We start from the raw sequence: 16,757 nt of genomic DNA, 5'->3' as shown, positions 1-16,757 counted from the left end.
TGGGGTAGAGAGCATGTCCACCTACTACTGGCAGAAGTCTTCCTACAGTGGAACCGCCGGCAACTGCGTCAACGTCGCCGCGGCCGACGACGGCACCATCAAGATCCAGGAGAGCGACGAGCCGGACACCATCGTCACCACGACCCCCGAAAAGCTCCGTGCCTTCATCCTTGGTGTCAAAGCAGGTGAGTTCGATCACTTCGTCGACGCGGAAGCAGACGGCGATGCCCTAGCCCCGCGGTGAGGGGCCGCCGCACCTGATCGCGGGCGCCCCGGCGCGGTACGCGCACCGTGCTCAGGCCCCGCCCGCCGGGTCCTCGAACCGCGCCTCCGCCTCGAACGCGGCCCGCCTCGTCGCCCTCCGCAGCGCCTTGAGCACCGTCGCGCCGATCGTCAGGGTCAGGACCACCGTCAGCACCGCCCGGCCCAGGTCCCAGCCGAACGACGTCGCCGCGCAGTACGCCAGGAAGCGCGTCAGATTGTCGTGGACCGCATCGCCCGGATGGAAGGAGACACCGGACGAGAGCCCGCCGAGATACGTCCACCCCTGGAGGTTCATGACCGTGCCGTACGCGAACGCCGCGCACGCCCCGTACAGCGCCAGCATCAGCAGCTCGGCGCGGCCCCGCAGCCGGTCGGGGCCCGGCAGCAGCCCGGCGCCCATCGTGAACCAGCCCATCGCCAGCATCTGGAACGGCATCCAGGGCCCGACCCCGCCGGTCAGCAGCGCGGACGCGAACATCGTGACCGAGCCGAGTACGAAACCGAACCCCGGCCCCAGGACCCGGCCGCTCAGCACCATCAGGAAGAACATCGGCTCAAGTCCCGCCGTACCGGCCCCCAGTGGCCGCAGCGCCGCCCCGACGGCGGCCAGCACCCCCAGCATCGCCACCGCCTTCGCGTCCAGCCCGGAATCGGCGATCGTCGCGACGACGACGCCCACGAGGAGCGGGAGCAGCGCGGCGAAGAGCCACGGCGCGTCCTGGGAATGCGCGAGTCCGGACGCGGAGTCGGCGAGCAGCGGCCAGCCGAAGGCGACCACCCCGATCGCGCCGATGAGGGCGAGGGCACAGACCGCGCGAGGGCCGAGCCGTACGGCGCGTGCCCGGGGGACCGGTGCCGTCATTCCGTCCCCTCCGGTTCGTGCGCGGCAGGGGCCGTAGCCGCCAGGGCCGTACGGATCTGAGTCACCGTCAGCCACTCCCGCGGGGCCATCACCTTCGCCACCTGCGGCGCGAAGGCCGGCGACGAGACCACCACCCGGGGCGTCGGGCCGTCCGCCACGATCTCGCCGTCGGCCAGGATCACCACCCGGTGCGCCAGCTCCGCGGCCAGCTCCACATCGTGGGTCGCCAGGACGATCGCGTGCCCCTCGGCCGCCAGCGCGCGCAGCACCCCGACGAGACGGGCCTTCGCCGCGTAGTCCAGGCCGCGCGTCGGCTCGTCGAGGAGCAGCAGCGGCGGCCGTCCGGTCAGGACGACGGCGAGGGCCAGCGCCAGCCGCTGTCCCTCGGACAGATCGCGCGGATGCGTCGAATCGGCCACCTCCGGCAGCAGCTCATGGACCAGCGCACGGCAACTCCCGTCCGCCGCGCCCGCGTCGCTGTCCGCCGCCGCGCACTCGGCCGCGACCGTGTCGGCGTACAGCAGATCGCGTGGCTCCTGCGGTACGAGACCGACGTGCCGGATCAGCTCGCCCGGCGGGGTGCGGTGCGGCACGCGGTCGCCGACGAGGACGGATCCGGAGGCCGGCGCGACCATCCCGACCAGGGTGGAGAGCAGCGTGGACTTGCCCGCGCCGTTACGGCCCATCAGCGCGACGGTCTCGCCCGGCGTGACGGTCAGCGACACCTCGCGCAGCGCTTCGGTCCGGCCGCGCCGTACTCCGAGACCGGTGACGACGGCAAGAGGCCCGGTGCGGTCGGGGGCGGTGTCCCGCACCGTCGTCGCGCGGCGGCGCAGGAGTCTGCCGAGCGGGGTACGGGCGGCCGTCGCCGCCGGGGGCGCGACCGCCCCCGTACCCTCCACCGGCTCCGGCGCCCGGTCCGCCAGCCGCTCGCGCAGACCCACCGCACGGCGCCGCGCGTCCCGTACGGACAGGGGCAGCGGCTCCCAGCCGGTCAGCCGGCCCAGCGCCACCACGGGCGGATACACCGGCGACACCGCCATGATCCGCTCCGGGTCCCCGACGACCGGGGCCTGTCCGGGGCCGGGCAGCAGGATGACCCGGTCCGCGTACTGCACCACCCGCTCCAGCCGGTGTTCGGCGAGCAGGACCGTCGTACCGAGGTCGTGCACCAGCCGTTGCAGCACGGCCAGGACCTCCTCCGCCGCCGCCGGGTCGAGCGCCGAGGTCGGTTCGTCGAGCACCAGCACCCTGGGGTGCGGGGTCAGTACGGAACCGATCGCGACCCGCTGCCGCTGCCCGCCCGAGAGCGTGGTGATCGGCCGGTCGCGCAGCTCGGCCAGGCCCAGCAGATCGAGCGTCTCCTCGACGCGGCGCCGCATCACATCGGGCGCCAGGCCAAGCGACTCCATGCCGTACGCCAGCTCGTCCTCGACGGTGTCGGTGACGAAGTGCGCCAGCGGGTCCTGGCCCACCGTGCCGACGAGATCGGCGAGTTCGCGCGGCTTGTGGGTACGGGTGTCCCGGCCGCCGACGGTCACCCGGCCGCGCAGCAGACCGCCGGTGAAGTGCGGGACGAGACCGGACACCGTCCCCAGCAAAGTCGACTTGCCGACCCCGGAAGGGCCGACGAGCAGGACGAGTTCGCCCTCGGGGACAGTGAGATCGACGCCGCCGATCGCGGGCGTCATGGCATCGCCGTATGTCACCGACACCTGCTCGAACCGGATCACGACGCCGTCTTTCTCTGTGTCTTTCTCTGTGCGGGAAGTGCCGCTGGGGTGGGGGCGGGTACGGGAGCGACGAACGCGGGCAGCAGTCCGAGCAGCACCCCCGCCGCGGGCCGGAGCGGCAGCACCGGCGCCTCCAGCGGGACGACACCGGGGTGCAGCGCCGCCGGATCGACGGCGCCCGCCCGGATCATCAGCGCCGCGACGGCCGCGCCCGACCCCGCCACCAGCCAGGCGCGGACGCCCCAGCGGTCGGGGCGGTAGCGGGTACGGACCGAGCGCCGGCCGCCGAGCCGCAGCCCGGCCAGCGCGGCGGCCAGCCCGGCGCCGAGCAGCGGCAGTCCGTAGCCCGCGCCCTCGGCGGCGAGCAGCGCGTACGAACCGGCGCAGACGCCCAGCAGCCCGCCGAGCGTGAGCGCGGTGGTGGTGGTGCGTACGGCGCGCGGGACCTCGGCCGTACGGCCGTAGCCACGGGCGTCCATCGAGGCCGCGACCGCCACCGAACGCTCCAACGCGCCCTCCAGGACCGGCAGTCCGATCTGGAGCACCGCCCGGACCCCACCGGTGGGCCGGCCGCGCAGCCTGCGGGCGGTACGCAGCCGGCCGACGTCGGCGACCATGTTCGGTGCGAAGGTCATGGCGACGACGACGGCGACCCCGGCCTCGTACAGCGCGCCCGGCAGCGACTTGAGCAGCCGGGCCGGGCTGGCGAGCGCGTTCGCCGCGCCCACGCAGATCAGCAGTGTGGCCAGCTTCGCGCCGTCGTACAGCGCGAAGACCAGCTGCTCGGCCGTCACCCGGCCACCGATCCGTACCCCGGCCGCCCAGTCGGGCAGCGGCACTTCGGGCAGGGTGATCAGGACGCGCTCACCGGGCACCGGCGAGCCGAGGAAGACCGAGAACAGCAGCCTGATGACGATCACGGCCAGCCCCAGCTTGATGAACGCGCCGTACGAACGGGCCCAGGGCGCGTCGGTACGGCGGGCCGCCACCACATACCCCGCGACCCCGACCAGCAGCCCGAGCAGCAGCGGATTGGTCGTACGGGACGCGGCGACGGCCAGCCCGAGCGCCCACAGCCACCAGGCCCCGGCGTGCAGGGCGTTGGAGCGGTTCGCCTCGGGCGCGCGGAGGGTGGCGGCGCGGTTGACGGCGCGGCTCATTCGCGTACGCGGCGGGCCCGCCAGAAAGCGGCGGCGGCGAGGACGACCACCGCGGCGATCCCGGTGAAGAGGCCGAAGGACGGACCGTCGTCGTCACTCGTGGTGACGTAAACGACCCCGTTCTGGCTGCCGCCGCCGGTCACACCACCGGCCGTCAGTTCCGTGGGGTACGCCGGAGGCAGTGTCCCTGTCCATGTGGGCTGCGGAGTCAGCGCCGGCTCCGCCCCTCCGTCCGCCGCCACCTGTTCCCCGCACCCCGACGCCGGATACCCGGCGATCGCGCAGAGCAGCGCCTCGCTGTTGTAGCGCAGCGGCTTCGCCACCGCCGCCAGCGCCTCCGCGCTCGTCGCGTCCTCGCCCACCCGGGCGCACTGCGCCCGGAGCGCGGGCGGCTTCTCCCCGCCCGGGGCGTCGGCGTCCGTACCGGAATCGATGACGACGGCGATCCGCTTGTGGCCGTCCCGGGCGGGCGTGGCGCCGCACACCGCCGCGAAGTCCGGTGTCTCGCGCGGCCGGTCCGCGTCCCCGCTGTCCGCGCTCACCGCGAAGCGGAAGCCGTTGACCGCGCCGTCGGCGGGCCGCGCCGTGGCCGGGCCCTGGGTGGCGTACGTCCACGTCGCGCCGTCGCTCTCCCAGAACGACCAGTAGCGGTAACCGGCCGCCTGGGACGTCCCCGCCCCGGCGACGACGGCGCCGAGCGCCACAACCACCAGACAGGCGAAGGTGCGTATGAGGGCCGAAGCGCGGGTGCGGATCACGGCCGGGCGGTCTTTCCGCGGACACCGATCCGGAAGCCGATGTAGCCCACCACGACCAGCCCCATCACGATGAGCCACAGCACGGCGCGCCCGCCGTCGTCGACGCTCGTGCTCGCCGCGGCGGCCGGTGAGGCCGGTACGGCGACGGCCTTCGGCGCGGGCCCGGTCGCGTTCAGCCGCTCCACGAGGTCGATACCGCCGAAGTTGCGCGGGTCCGTGTCCGTGGCATGGGCGGCCAGGATCAACTGCGCGTAGGCGGCGGGGCCGTTCTCCTGCGCCCACGCCCCGCTGTTCTGCTTCAGCCACTCCAGCGCCCGGTTGGCCTGGTCCCCGTAACCGGTGGCCGTCAGGGCGAGTACGGCTTCCGCCGTGTTCCCGATGTCGGGCAGCGGCGCACTGTCGTCGGCGCCGGGCATCGGCGGCAGATCGAGATGGCCGGTGGCCGCGAGCGCGGAGGCCAGATAAGCGGCGCCGTTGCGGGCCGCGCGCTCCGGCGAGAGATCCGCCGAGGGAACACAGTCCGGCGCGGGGCCCGCCTTCACCGGACCGCTCACCAGCCGCTTGCCGACCCCGGCGAGCACGGCCGCCGCGGTGGCGTCGTCATTGGCGGACAGCTTCCCGGAGGTGTCCGGCTGGTACGCGAAGGCACCGGCGTCCGCGCCCGATTCGGTGGCGCACGGGATCGAGAGGCCCACCAGCGCGTCGTAGGCGTTCTTCCCCCCGGGGGACAGTACCGAGGTGGGCCGTACCCCGGCGGCGGTCAGCGCCCCGATCACCAGCGAGGTGGAGTTGGCGTCGCTCGGGGTGCCGGGGGCGTAGCTCCAGCCGCCGTCCTTGTTCTGTACGGACCGCAGCCAGGCGATCCCCTTGTCTATGGCCGGCCGCTGCCCGCCGAGCGTGGAGAGCGCCTGGACGGCCGCCGCGGTGGCGTTGGAGTCGACCGCCGTCTTCGCGTCGCAGCGCGTGGCGGGATCCGGGCGGTACGCGGGGAACGCGCCGTTGGCGCACTGCTGCGCCTTCAGCCAGGCCACCGCCTGGTTCGCGGGCCGGACGCCCGCCGCGAACTGGCCCAGCATCGCCAGCGACTGCCGCCAGACCCCGTCGTACGTCGGATCCTTCTCGCCGTACAGGCCCGGCGGGATCACGACCGGCGCCGACGCGGCCGGGGACGGCGCGGGGGCGGGGCTGGGGTCGGCGGACGGGGACGAGCCGGGGGCGGCCGGCACATCGCCCCCCGCGACGGCGGCCGGAGCGAGCGCCACACAGAGTACGGCGGATGCGGCGAGCGCCGCTGCGCAGCGGCGGACGGTGGTCATGGCGGGCGGGGCCTCTCCTGCGGGAGCCGGGCGCGGGCACACCAGCGGCCCCTCCCGGCAACGTATTCCTCGACGATGCCGGCCACCGGCGGCTTCCGATGGCACGAGCCGGTCACGACCGCGTACGGAGCATTCCGGCTCGCCGCCGGGAAAGGCGGCTCACGGCTGCGGGTCAGCGCCGGTTTCGCACCGGCTTCCCTCCATACGGGCATGATGACGACTCGTCCACTCTACCGGCCTTCACGCGGCCCGCTCCGAGCGGATGCCCCGGGGAGGGAGCCGCGCGGACGGCCCCCGCGGACGGCCTGCCGCGCCGCACCGCGCACGGGCGCGCTCGTCCGTCCGGGGCCCGTCTACAGCCCCGTTCTCCGACAGCCAGGTTAAGTCCGGCGAACAGTCGGGAAACACTTGCCGATTACCGAGCCCGGACCCTTGTTGTCGTTCTATCTACGCGCGTATCTTGAGCCGACTTCCAGGGTTCTCACAGTTCGTGCGCTTCTCGTACGACTCGCACGTCTCCCACACGTCACATTCGCAAGGAAGAGTTCACCGTGTCCCCATCCATACCCCCGGCCCTGCGCGGCCGGCGTGCCAAGGCGATCGCCGTGGCGCTCCCCGTCGGCCTGGCCGGATCGCTCATCGCGCTTCCGTTCACCGCTCAGGCGACGCCGTCCCCGGACGCCGTCATCTCCGAGGTGTTCGGCGGCGGCGGGAACTCCGGTGCCACCCTCACCAACGACTTCATCGAGCTGGGCAACGCGGGTGACGGTCCCTTCGACCTCACCGGCTGGTCCGTCCAGTACCTCAGCGGCTCGCCCACCTCCAGCTCCAAGTGGCAGGTCACCGAGATCAAGGGCGCCATCCCCGCGGGTGGCAGCTACCTCGTCGAGGAGGCCAAGGGCGCCGGTGGCGACACCCCGCTGCCCACCCCCGACGCGACCGGCACGATCGCCATGTCGGCGAGCAGCGGCACCGTCGCGCTCGTCCGCTCCACCACCCCGCTGACCTGCCTGACCGCCGCCGACTGCGCGGCCGACACCAACGTCAAGGACCTGGTCGGCTTCGGCACCGCCACCGTCCGGGAGAACACCCCGGCCACCGGCACCGACAACACCCACTCGGTGGCCCGTAACGCGGCGCTCACCGACACGGACAACAACTCCGCCGACTTCACCGGCGCGACGCCGGCCCCGCGCAACAGCGCGGGCACGGGCGGCGGTGACGGCGAGCCGACCCCCACTCCCTCGCCCACCGACACCACCCCCGGCGAGCTGCGGATCCGCGACATCCAGGGCACCACCCGGATCTCCCCGCAGGCGGGAAAGACCGTCACCAACGTGCCGGGCGTGGTCACCGCGATCCGCGCGACCGGCTCCTCGCGCGGCTTCTGGATCCAGGACACCGCGCCGGACAAGAACCCGGCCACCAGCGAGGGCGTGTTCGTCTTCACCGGTTCGACCACCCCGCAGGTGAAGGTCGGCGACTCGGTCCTGGTCACCGCCAAGGTCGTCGAGTACTACCCGGGCGGCCAGAGCTCGGGCGCCCAGTCCCTCACCGAGCTGAGCGGCCCGACGACCGTCGTCCTCTCCTCCGGCAACCCGCTGCCCGCGGCCGAGGTGATCGACGCCAGGACGCTGCCCGAGACGTACGCGCCGAAGGCGAACGGGCTCAGCATCGAGCCGCTCGAACTGAAGCCCGACACGTACGCCCTGGACTGGTTCGAGTCCCGTGAGGGCATGCTCATCCAGATCGGCGACAGCCGGGTGGTGGGCGCCTCCAACACGTACGGCGACACGTGGGTCACCACCAAGCCCAAGCAGAACCCGACCTCGCGCGGCGGCACCGTCTACCTCTCGTACGACAAGGCGAACTCGGGCCGTCTGCTGGTCACTTCACTGACCGGCGAGAAGCCCGGGGCCAACGTGGGCGACACCCTGACCGGTACGACCAGCGGCCCGCTGGACTACTCCACCTACGGCGGGTACGGCCTCCAGGCGAGCACCCTGGGCAAGGTCAAGTCCGGCGGTCTCAAGCCGGAGGTGGCGAAGAAGGGCAAGAGCGACGAGCTGTCGGTCGCCACGTACAACGTCGAGAACCTCGACCCGACCGACCCGCAGGCCAAGTTCGACCGGCTGGCCGAGGGCATCGTCAAGCACCTCGCCACGCCGGACATCGTGAGCCTGGAGGAGATCCAGGACAACAACGGCGCCAAGGACGACGGCACGGTCGCCGCGGACAAGACCCTCGCGCAGTTCACCGCCGCGATCGAGGCGGCGGGTGGCCCGGCGTACGAGTGGCGCTCCGTCGACCCGGCGGACAAGACCGACGGCGGCGAGCCGGGCGGCAACATCCGCAACGTCTTCCTCTTCAACCCGAAGCGGGTCTCCTTCGTGGACCGGCCCGGTGGCGACGCCACCACCGCCACCAAGGTCGTCACCACCGGCAAGAACGGCAAGGACATCACGCTGTCCGTGTCCCCGGGCCGGATCAACCCGACCTCGGACGCCTGGAAGAGCAGCCGCAAGCCGCTCGTCGGTGAGTTCACCTTCCGCGGTGAGCAGGTCTTCGTGATCGGCAACCACTTCAACTCCAAGGGCGGCGACCAGCCGGTCCACGGCGCCTTCCAGCCGCCCGTGCTCGGCTCCGAGACCCAGCGCCTGACCCAGGCCAAGGAGGTCCACGACTTCGTCTCCGGCCTGCTCGCCAAGGACAAGAAGGCCAAGGTCGTCGTCCTCGGTGACCTGAACGACTACCAGTTCTCCAAGCCCGTCACCACCCTCACCCAGGGCGGGATCCTCACCGATCTGATGGACAAGCTGCCGGAGAACGAGCGCTACAGCTACGTCTACGACGGCAACTCGCAGACCCTGGACCACATCCTGGTCAGCCCCGGTATCAAGAAGCCGGAGTACGACGTGGTGCACATCAACGCGGAGTTCGCCGACCAGGCGAGCGACCACGACCCGCAGGTCGTCCGCATCAAGTGAGCCGTCCGATCGGCTGAACCGTGGCGTGTACGCGACTCGCGTACACGCCACGGTCGCGTCAACCCGCCCTCACAGACCGTCCGTGTAGAGAAGCCGGTTGGGGGAGCCCCCGCTGATGGGGAACACGACGTCCTTGGTGGACCGCTCGGTGAGCCAGTCCGCCACCTCCTTCGGGGTGGCGGACGGGTTCTCCTCCTTGTAGAGGGCCGCGACCCCGGCGACATGGGGGCTGGCCATGGAGGTGCCGTTCAGCGCGACGGAGCCACCGCCGAGCCTGGCGGAGACGATGGCGACGCCGGGGGCGTAGGTCTCCAGACAGGTGCCGTGGTTGCTGAACCGGGCCTCCTGGTCCTCACTGTCGGTCGCCCCGACGGTGTACACGCCCGAGGCGCCGGCGGGGGAGGCGCCGCAGGCGTCCACCGCGTCATTGCCGGCCGCGACGACGGGCAGCACGCCCTGGGCCGCGATGGCGTTGACCGCCGTGTCGACCGCGCTGGACGAGGGGCCGCCGAGCGAGGCGTTGAGGACCGCGGGCTGCCTGGCGTTCTTCGCCACCCAGTCGAACCCGGCGATGACCCCGGCCCAGGTGCCGTTGCCCTTGCAGCCGAGCGTACGGACGCTGACGAGGGAGACGGCGCGGGCGACGCCATAGGTGGCGCCGCCGGTGGTGCCCGCCACATGGGTGCCGTGGCCGTTGCAGTCCTGGCCCATGCGCCCGTCACCGACGGAGTCGAAGCCGACGGTGGCACGGCCGCCGAACTCGCTGTGGGCGGTCTCGATTCCGGAGTCGACGATGTACGCCGTGACGCCCTTGCCGGTGCCGTTCACCGTGAACTGGCCGTCGAGCGGCAGCCGGCGCTGGTCGATCCGGTCCAGTCCCCAGCTCTGCGCCGGTACCCGCTCCCGCGCCGTACCGGCCTGTCCCGGCCCCGGCCGCTCGGCCCGCCACTGTCCGGGCCGTGTCGACGTCGGACTGATGCTGATCCTGCTGTTCTCCTCGATGGCCAGGACGGCCGGGAGCGCGCGCAACTGGGACAGCTGGGTCGCGGAGAAGGCGGCGGAGAATCCGTGCAGCACCTTGTCGTAGGTGAACAGAGGGGTGAGACCGAACTGCCGCAGGACGGCGGTCGCCGAGAACCCGGGCTTGAGGGTGACGATGTACTGACCGGGAACCGCGTTGGAGGAACGTTCGACCGGGACAAGGCTCTCCCGGGGGTCGGCCATGGCGTCGGTGCCGCTGGTGCCGCTGATCAGGGGGGCGAGCAGCAGAACGGCGGCGGATGCCCAGCGTGCGCTGAGACGCATACGTGCTCCTAGGATGACGGGGATCGATCGCGGCCGGGGTGGACCCGCGAGGTACGAACACCCGTCCTTCGTCCACAACACACGCGCCGCTTGAGCGATGACCACCGGATGGAGCAAGAACATCCGGCCGGTGCCGCCGGGCCGTCAGCCCTCGGGGCACAGGTCGATCAGCCGGCAGACCGTCTCGATGTCCGACTTCACCTGCGCGGTCGTGGCCCGGCCCGAGAGCCAGCTGATCAGGGCCGCGTGCCAGGTGTGCTCCACGACGCGTACGGCGGACAGCTGCTCGGGCGTCGGGCCCTGCGGACCGATGGACGGGCCGATGGCGTCGAGGATGATCGCCGTCGTCCGCGCGATGACCCCGTCCACCTCGTCGCGCACCCCGCGGTCCGCGAAGGTCAGCGCCCGGACCATCGCGTCGGCCAGATACGGATCCCGCTGGAGCGCCCGGAAGGCACGCAGCAGCGTCTCGGCCACCCGCTCGGCCGGACTGTCGCTCGCGGGCGGCCGTTTGCGCAGCGTGGTGTGCAGATGCTCCAGCTGGTCCCGCATCGTCGCGACCAGCAGATGGACCTTCGAGGGGAAGTACCGGTAGAGCGTCCCGAGGGCGACCCCGGCCTCCTCGGCGACCTCACGCATCTGTACGGCGTCGAAACCGCCCCGGCAGGCGAGCAGGGTGGTGGCGTCCAGGATCCGGCGGCGCCGGGCCTCCTGGCGGCGCGTCAGCGGGGGTGACGCCGGTTTGACTTCAGCTGCCATCTGTCCCACTCCATTGAACGCATCCGCACGTCTCCGAATGTCTCCGAGCGCTTCGCCGCCTCCGGACCGCACAGCATGGCAGACACCCGCCGTGGCACGAATCACCTGCTCCGGCGGATGCCGCGACGCTACCTGCCGGTAGATTCGAAGCCGTGGACGAACAACTCTGAAACTTGTTCTAGATTGTCGACAGCGGTTACGCTCCGGCGAAAACGCGGAGAGCGCAGTGAGAAGGGGGCCGGAAGTGACCGCTGAGGCCATAGCGGCGGGCACCGGATCGGGGCCCCTGCGTATCGCCCTTCTCAGCTACAAGGGAAACCCGTTCTGCGGCGGCCAGGGCGTCTATGTCCGGCACCTGTCCCGTGAACTCGCCCGCCTGGGGCACAGCGTCGAGGTCATCGGCGCCCAGCCCTACCCGGTACTCGACGAGGGCATACCGCTCACCGAACTGCCCAGCCTCGATCTCTACCGGCAGCCCGATCCCTTCCGTACGCCGCGGCGCGATGAGTTCCGCGACTGGATCGACGGCCTCGAAGTCGCCACGATGTGGACCGGCGGCTTCCCGGAGCCGCTGACGTTCTCGCTCCGGGCCCGGCGCCATCTGGCCGCCCGCGCCGGGCAGTTCGATGTCATCCACGACAATCAGACGCTCGGGTACGGACTCCTCGGCGACCTCGGCGCCCCTCTGGTCACCACCATCCACCACCCCATCACCGTCGACCGGCGGCTGGAGCTGGACGCGGCCGACAACTGGCGGCGACGGGCCTCCGTACGCCGCTGGTACGGCTTCACCCGGATGCAGAAGCGCGTCGCGCGGCGGCTGCCCTCGGTGCTCACCGTCTCCGGCTCCTCCAAGCAGGAGATCACCGACCATCTCGGGGTACGGGCCGACCGTATCGAGGTCGTGCACATCGGCGCGGACACGGAGCTGTTCTCGCCGGATCCGGCCGTGCCCGGGATCCCGGGCCGGATCGTCACCACCTCCAGCGCGGACGTTCCTCTCAAGGGCCTCGTCCATCTCATCGAGGCCCTTGCCAAACTCCGCACCGAACACCCCGACGCCCACTTGGTCGTGGTCGGCAGACGGGCCGAGGACGGCCCGGTCGCGCAGGCCATCGAACGCTACGGACTCGAAGGCGCCGTCGAGTTCGTCAAGGGTGTCTCCGACGCCGAGCTGGTCGATCTGGTCCGCGGCGCGCGGATCGCGTGCGTGCCGTCCCTGTACGAGGGGTTCTCGCTGCCCGCCGCCGAGGCGATGGCCACCGGAACTCCGCTCGTCGCCTCCACCGGCGGCGCGATCCCCGAGGTCGCGGGTGTGGACGGGGAGACCTGTCTGGCCGTACCACCCGGCGACGCGGGCGCGCTGGCCCTCGCACTCGGCCGGCTGCTCGACGACCCGGAACTGCGCGCCAGGCTGGGCGCGGCGGGCCGCGAGCGGGTGCTGGAACGCTTCACCTGGGCCAGGGCCGCGCAGGGCACGGCCGAGCTGTACCGCGCGGCGATCGCCCGCTCCTCGAAAGCCGGCGCCCCGAAAGCCGGCGCCCCGAAAGCGGGCCCCTCGAACGCCCGCCCCTCGAACACCGGCCCCTCCGACCGCGAAAGCAGGACGACCCTGTGCTGACCGTGGACTTCACCCGCTTCCCGCTCGCCGCGGGTGACCGTGTGCTCGATCTGGGGTGCGGCGCGGGCCGGCACGCCTTCGAGTGCTACCGGCGCGGCGCTCAGGTCGTGGCCCTCGACCGGAACGGCGAGGAGATCCGCGAGGTCGCCAGGTGGTTCGCCGCGATGAAGGAGGCGGGGGAGGCCCCGGAGGGCGCCACCGCCACCGCGATGGAGGGCGACGCGCTCCAGCTGCCGTTCCCCGACGGGTCGTTCGATGTCGTCATCATCTCCGAGGTCATGGAGCACATCCCGGACGACAAGGGCGTCCTGGCCGAGATGGCGCGGGTACTGCGTCCCGGCGGACGGATCGCGGTGACCGTGCCGCGGTACGGCCCGGAGAAGGTGTGCTGGGCGCTCTCGGACGCGTACCACGAGGTCGAGGGCGGCCATATCCGTATCTATAAGGCCGATGAACTGCTCGGCAGAATGCGGGAGGCCGGGCTCAAGCCGTACGGCACGCACCACGCGCACGCGCTGCACGCGCCGTACTGGTGGCTCAAGTGCGCGTTCGGCGTCGACAACGACAAGGCGCTGCCCGTCCGCGCATACCACAAGCTGCTGGTCTGGGACATCATGAAGAAGCCCCTCGCGACCCGGCTCACCGAACAACTGCTCAACCCCGTCGTGGGGAAGAGTTTCGTGGCCTACGCGACGAAGCCGCAGCTGCCGGCCGCGTCCGCGGCAGCCGCCAAGTGACCTTGGCCGGCCGTGGTCCCGGCGCCACGGAACATCTCGTCCTGCCCGGAGTCCTCACCGCCGAGCAGGCCGCCGAGACGGTCGCGGGCATCCTGGCGGCGCAGCGTCCGGACGGTGCGATTCCGTGGTTCCGCGGACACCATCTCGACCCCTGGGACCACACCGAGGCGGCCATGGCGCTGGACGCCGCGGACGAACCCGAGGCGGCGGCGCGGGCGTACGAATGGCTGGCCAGGAACCAGAACGAGGACGGGTCCTGGTACGCGGCCTACGCCGACAGCACGTCGTACGCCGGCACCGCGGCCATGCCGCCCGGTGACCGGAGCCGCGAGACCAACTTCTGCGCCTATGTCGCCGTCGGTATCTGGCACCACTATCTGGCCACCGGTGACGACGCGTTCCTCGACCGGATGTGGCCCGTCGTCCACGCCGCGATCGAGTTCGTCCTCGCACTCCAGCAGCCCGGCGGCCAGATCGGCTGGAAGCGCGAGGCGGACGGCACGGCCGTCAACGACGCGCTGCTGACCGGGTGTTCATCCGTACACCAGGCGCTGCGGTGCGCGCTCGCGATCGCCGAGGAGCGCGAAGAGCCCCAGCCCGACTGGGAGTTGGCGGCCGGGGCGCTGCGGCACGCGATACGCGACCACCCCGAGCGGTTCCTCGACAAGAGTGCCTACTCGATGGACTGGTACTACCCCGTGCTCGGCGGCGCGGTGACGGGAGCGCGGGCGTCGGCGCGGATAGCGGCGCACTGGGACCGCTTCGTCGTGCCGGGCCTGGGGGTGCGCTGTGTGCTGTCCAACCCCTGGGTGACCGGCGGTGAGAGCTGTGAACTCGCCCTGGCGCTCTGGGTGATGGGGGAGTCCGACCGGGCGCTGGAGGTCCTTCAGTCCATCCAGCATCTGCGCGCCGACGGCGGGATGTACTGGACGGGGTACGTGTTCGAGGGCCATCGGGCGTACTGGCCCGAGGAACTCACCACCTGGACGGCGGGGTCGCTGCTGCTGGCGGTGGCCGCCCTGGGAGGAGACGAGGCGACCACCGCCGTGTTCAGCGGTGAACGGCTGCCGCTCGGCCTGGAGCCGGACTGCTGCCGGTGACCGGCGACCCATCAGAGCCGGCGCAGCCGGCCCGCGATGCCGTGGCCGATGAGCAGATAGACGACCGCGGCGAGACCGTAGCCGCAGACGACGCGCGCCCAGGCCTCGTTGAAGGTGAACAGGTCGTAGGACCAACTGGCGAGCCATCGGGCCACGCCCTGGATGAAGTCCACCAGGTCGTTGGCGCGGTTGGCGTCCAGCAGGTACATCAGGATCCAGAGGCCCAGAATGAAGGCCATGATGTCCGCGACGACGATGACAAGCGTCGCCACGGAGCCGCTTCCACTGCGATGTCGTGTGGCCATGTCCACCGTGTTACCGGTCCGGGCCGGTGGAAACCCGTTGGCCGCCGCTGACCCGGGTGCTTTAGGGTGCGCCATATGACGACACCTCCGGGGTACGACCGGTACTGCCATGAAATCACCGCACAGACCGAGCTGTTGAGGGCGGCGGTCGCCGGCGCCGACCTCTCCGCGCCGGTGCCGAGCTGCCCGGAGTGGACGCTCGGACAGCTCGCGCGCCATGTGGGCAGAGCGCACCGCTGGGTCGAGGCGATCGTACGGACCCGCGCGGAGCAGGACATTCCGCAGGACCGGGTCCCGGGCATCGAGGGTCCCGCCGGTGATGACCCGGCGGCGCTGGACGCGTGGCTCGCGGACGGCGCGGCGAAGCTGGTCGCGGCCCTGCGGGAGGCCGGGCCCGGTACCGGCGTGTGGAGCTGGGGGTGGGAGCGGACCACCGATTTCTGGGCGCGCAGGATGACCCACGAGACGGTGATCCACCGGGCGGACGCGGCGCTGGCCGCCGGGGTCCCGTTCGAGGTCGCGCCGGACCTGGCGGCGGACACGGTCGACGAACTGCTCCAGCTGGTGGGCTTCGCCGCGGCCTCCGGAAGTCCCGAGGCCGCCGAACTGCGCGGCCCAGGACGCACCCTCCACTTCCATGCCACGGACGTCCCCGGGGGAGTGGACGCCGAGTGGCTGATCGAGTTCGGGGAAGAGGGCTTCAGCTGGCGGCGCGGGCATGAGAAGGCGACGGTCGCGGTGCGCGGAGCGCTGGCCGACGTGCTGCAGGTCCTCTACCGGCGGTTGCCCGCGGACAGCGACCGGGTCGAGGTGCTGGGCGAAGCGAAGCTGCTGGACTTCTGGCTGGAGCGCACCTCGTTCGGCTGACCGGCGCCCCCTGCCATGCGCGAGTGACCGGCGGCCCATGGCCTGGCGGCACACGACTGCGGCCCCCCGCCTTTCGGTGGGGGGCCGCAGTCGTACCGCTGTGGCGCGGGATCAGCCGCGCTGTATGCCGGACGTGTCCTGGAGCACTCCGCGGCGACCGTCCTGCGTCTGGGCCACCAGACCGGGACCACGCTGCTCGACCGCGAGGTACCAGGTGCCGGGGGCGAGCTCGGCGATCGGGGACGGCGAGCCGTCCTCCCCGAACAGCGGGCGGGCCACCGGTACGGCGAACCAGAACGGCGAGAAGTCACCGGCGGGAGCGGCCCCGCCCTGCGAAGGACCGCTCTGCTGCGGCGCGGCCGCGGCCGCGGGCCGGCCCGCCTGCGCGCCGTACGGCTGCGGCTGGCCCTGCGTACCGTACGGCTGCTGGCCGGCCGGATAGCCGTACCCCTGGCCGGGGATGCCCGGCTGTCCGCCGTACGGCTGCGGGGTCTGCGGCCTCGGGGCGCCGATGAGGGCGGCCTTCAGGGCCGGGACGATCGGCGTGGCGACGGCGGCGCCCGCCATGACCAGCGCGGCGATGAAGCCGAGGATCAGACCGCCGCCCGCGCTGCCGTCACCGAGCAGGTACCAGAGGCCCGTCCAGGCCGCGAAGACCGACAGGGCGACACCGAACTGACCGAGGTCGAGTCCCACGATCTTCCGCGGCTGGGGCAGCGCGCGGGCGGTGACGATCAGTGCCGCGGCGATGACTCCGGCCAGATGGATGCTCATCACGACGCCCAGCAAGTCCCAGGCATTCACGCCAGTGCTGAAGCTGGACTCGTAGAAATTGAGGAACGAGGCGATGAAGAGCAACACCGCTGCTCCGATCACCACGCCGTCGCCTCTAGTGAGGGAGCGGATGTTCACGTGAAAAGTCCTTCGTCAGTCGTCTCAGTCGGGGCGGTCGTCGCGGCTGCCGGTGCGGCGGTGCACGGTGC

The 16,757-nt window shown here is 72.1% G+C and carries 15 protein-coding genes and 1 riboswitch; of the genes, 6 read left to right on the top strand and 9 right to left on the bottom strand.

From position 1 onward, the window contains the following. Positions 1-13: 13 nt before the first annotated feature. Entirely contained in the window at positions 14-244 is a 231-nt protein-coding gene (locus ACFRMN_RS01040) for a DUF397 domain-containing protein (RefSeq protein WP_383011310.1), read from the top strand. 51 nt (positions 245-295) lie between these two features. Here the strand turns inward: ACFRMN_RS01040 and ACFRMN_RS01035 are convergent, their stop codons facing one another. Genes ACFRMN_RS01035 through ACFRMN_RS01015 form a run of 5 tightly spaced genes read right to left on the bottom strand, consistent with a single transcriptional unit; the run spans position 296 to position 6,093 of the window. Continuing rightward, the gene (locus ACFRMN_RS01035; RefSeq protein ID WP_383011307.1) at positions 296-1,126 is read right to left on the bottom strand and encodes an ECF transporter S component; all 831 of its coding nucleotides are present in this window, start codon (positions 1,124-1,126) and stop codon (positions 296-298) included. After that, on the bottom strand, positions 1,123-2,859 hold the full coding sequence (locus ACFRMN_RS01030; protein ID WP_383011304.1) for an ABC transporter ATP-binding protein: 1,737 nt from the start codon (positions 2,857-2,859) through the stop codon (positions 1,123-1,125). Before ACFRMN_RS01030 ends, ACFRMN_RS01035 begins: the two co-directional genes overlap by 4 nt. Next, positions 2,856-4,019, bottom strand: a complete 1,164-nt coding sequence (locus tag ACFRMN_RS01025) for an energy-coupling factor transporter transmembrane component T (RefSeq protein WP_383011301.1) — start codon at positions 4,017-4,019, stop codon at positions 2,856-2,858. The genes ACFRMN_RS01030 and ACFRMN_RS01025 overlap by 4 nt, the downstream gene beginning before the upstream one ends. Then, entirely contained in the window at positions 4,016-4,777 is a 762-nt protein-coding gene (locus ACFRMN_RS01020) for an SCO2322 family protein (RefSeq protein ID WP_383011299.1), read from the bottom strand. Before ACFRMN_RS01020 ends, ACFRMN_RS01025 begins: the two co-directional genes overlap by 4 nt. Continuing rightward, positions 4,774-6,093 carry a prenyltransferase/squalene oxidase repeat-containing protein gene (locus tag ACFRMN_RS01015; protein WP_383011296.1) on the bottom strand — a complete coding sequence of 440 codons (1,320 nt, stop codon included), beginning with the start codon at positions 6,091-6,093 and terminating at the stop codon, positions 4,774-4,776. The genes ACFRMN_RS01020 and ACFRMN_RS01015 overlap by 4 nt, the downstream gene beginning before the upstream one ends. A gap of 129 nt (positions 6,094-6,222) precedes the next feature. Beyond that, positions 6,223-6,291: riboswitch (cobalamin riboswitch) on the bottom strand. Between the two features lie 377 nt (positions 6,292-6,668). On the opposite strand from ACFRMN_RS01015, the gene ACFRMN_RS01010 reads away from it, so the two are divergent. After that, entirely contained in the window at positions 6,669-9,080 is a 2,412-nt protein-coding gene (locus ACFRMN_RS01010) for an endonuclease/exonuclease/phosphatase family protein (protein ID WP_383012018.1), read from the top strand. A gap of 69 nt (positions 9,081-9,149) precedes the next feature. Here ACFRMN_RS01010 and ACFRMN_RS01005 read toward each other — a convergent pair whose 3' ends face one another. Both ACFRMN_RS01005 and ACFRMN_RS01000 read right to left on the bottom strand, forming a co-directional pair. Then, on the bottom strand, positions 9,150-10,385 hold the full coding sequence (locus ACFRMN_RS01005) for a S8 family serine peptidase (RefSeq protein ID WP_383011293.1): 1,236 nt from the start codon (positions 10,383-10,385) through the stop codon (positions 9,150-9,152). A 144-nt stretch (positions 10,386-10,529) separates the two neighbouring features. After that, entirely contained in the window at positions 10,530-11,144 is a 615-nt protein-coding gene (locus ACFRMN_RS01000; protein WP_383011290.1) for a TetR family transcriptional regulator, read from the bottom strand. Between the two features lie 244 nt (positions 11,145-11,388). On the opposite strand from ACFRMN_RS01000, the gene ACFRMN_RS00995 reads away from it, so the two are divergent. Genes ACFRMN_RS00995 through ACFRMN_RS00985 form a run of 3 tightly spaced genes read left to right on the top strand, consistent with a single transcriptional unit; the run spans position 11,389 to position 14,602 of the window. Further along, the gene (locus ACFRMN_RS00995; protein ID WP_383011287.1) at positions 11,389-12,765 is read left to right on the top strand and encodes a glycosyltransferase family 4 protein; all 1,377 of its coding nucleotides are present in this window, start codon (positions 11,389-11,391) and stop codon (positions 12,763-12,765) included. Next, a complete protein-coding gene (locus tag ACFRMN_RS00990) occupies positions 12,759-13,502 on the top strand; it encodes a methyltransferase domain-containing protein (protein ID WP_383011284.1) in 744 nt (247 codons plus the stop codon). Before ACFRMN_RS00995 ends, ACFRMN_RS00990 begins: the two co-directional genes overlap by 7 nt. 2 nt (positions 13,503-13,504) lie before the next feature. Beyond that, positions 13,505-14,602 (top strand): prenyltransferase, encoded by a 1,098-nt coding sequence (locus tag ACFRMN_RS00985; RefSeq protein ID WP_383011282.1) that lies wholly within the window; start codon positions 13,505-13,507, stop codon positions 14,600-14,602. Between the two features lie 11 nt (positions 14,603-14,613). On the opposite strand, the gene ACFRMN_RS00980 is transcribed toward ACFRMN_RS00985, so the two are convergent. Beyond that, positions 14,614-14,907 carry a hypothetical protein gene (locus tag ACFRMN_RS00980; protein WP_383011279.1) on the bottom strand — a complete coding sequence of 98 codons (294 nt, stop codon included), beginning with the start codon at positions 14,905-14,907 and terminating at the stop codon, positions 14,614-14,616. A 75-nt stretch (positions 14,908-14,982) separates the two neighbouring features. On the opposite strand from ACFRMN_RS00980, the gene ACFRMN_RS00975 reads away from it, so the two are divergent. After that, positions 14,983-15,774 (top strand): maleylpyruvate isomerase family mycothiol-dependent enzyme, encoded by a 792-nt coding sequence (locus ACFRMN_RS00975; RefSeq protein ID WP_383011276.1) that lies wholly within the window; start codon positions 14,983-14,985, stop codon positions 15,772-15,774. A gap of 111 nt (positions 15,775-15,885) precedes the next feature. On the opposite strand, the gene ACFRMN_RS00970 is transcribed toward ACFRMN_RS00975, so the two are convergent. Beyond that, complete coding sequence (locus ACFRMN_RS00970) at positions 15,886-16,686, bottom strand: DUF5336 domain-containing protein (RefSeq protein WP_383011273.1); 801 nt, start codon at positions 16,684-16,686, stop codon at positions 15,886-15,888. Between the last annotated feature and the right edge of the window lie 71 nt (positions 16,687-16,757).

It is taken from the genome of Streptomyces sp. NPDC056835, from assembly GCF_042789485.1.
Taxonomy (GTDB): Bacteria; Actinomycetota; Actinomycetes; order Streptomycetales; family Streptomycetaceae; genus Streptomyces.
This window is presented reverse-complemented; position numbering and strand designations above follow the sequence as displayed.

Coding starts and splice junctions, on each gene's coding strand:
- ACFRMN_RS01040 (WP_383011310.1), top strand. CDS start 14: ATGTCCACCTACTACTGGCAGAAGTCTTCCTACAGTGGAACCGCCGGC.
- ACFRMN_RS01035 (WP_383011307.1), bottom strand. CDS start 1,126: ATGACGGCACCGGTCCCCCGGGCACGCGCCGTACGGCTCGGCCCTCGC.
- ACFRMN_RS01025 (WP_383011301.1), bottom strand. CDS start 4,019: ATGAGCCGCGCCGTCAACCGCGCCGCCACCCTCCGCGCGCCCGAGGCG.
- ACFRMN_RS01015 (WP_383011296.1), bottom strand. CDS start 6,093: ATGACCACCGTCCGCCGCTGCGCAGCGGCGCTCGCCGCATCCGCCGTA.
- ACFRMN_RS01005 (WP_383011293.1), bottom strand. CDS start 10,385: ATGCGTCTCAGCGCACGCTGGGCATCCGCCGCCGTTCTGCTGCTCGCC.
- ACFRMN_RS01000 (WP_383011290.1), bottom strand. CDS start 11,144: ATGGCAGCTGAAGTCAAACCGGCGTCACCCCCGCTGACGCGCCGCCAG.
- ACFRMN_RS00980 (WP_383011279.1), bottom strand. CDS start 14,907: ATGGCCACACGACATCGCAGTGGAAGCGGCTCCGTGGCGACGCTTGTC.
- ACFRMN_RS00975 (WP_383011276.1), top strand. CDS start 14,983: ATGACGACACCTCCGGGGTACGACCGGTACTGCCATGAAATCACCGCA.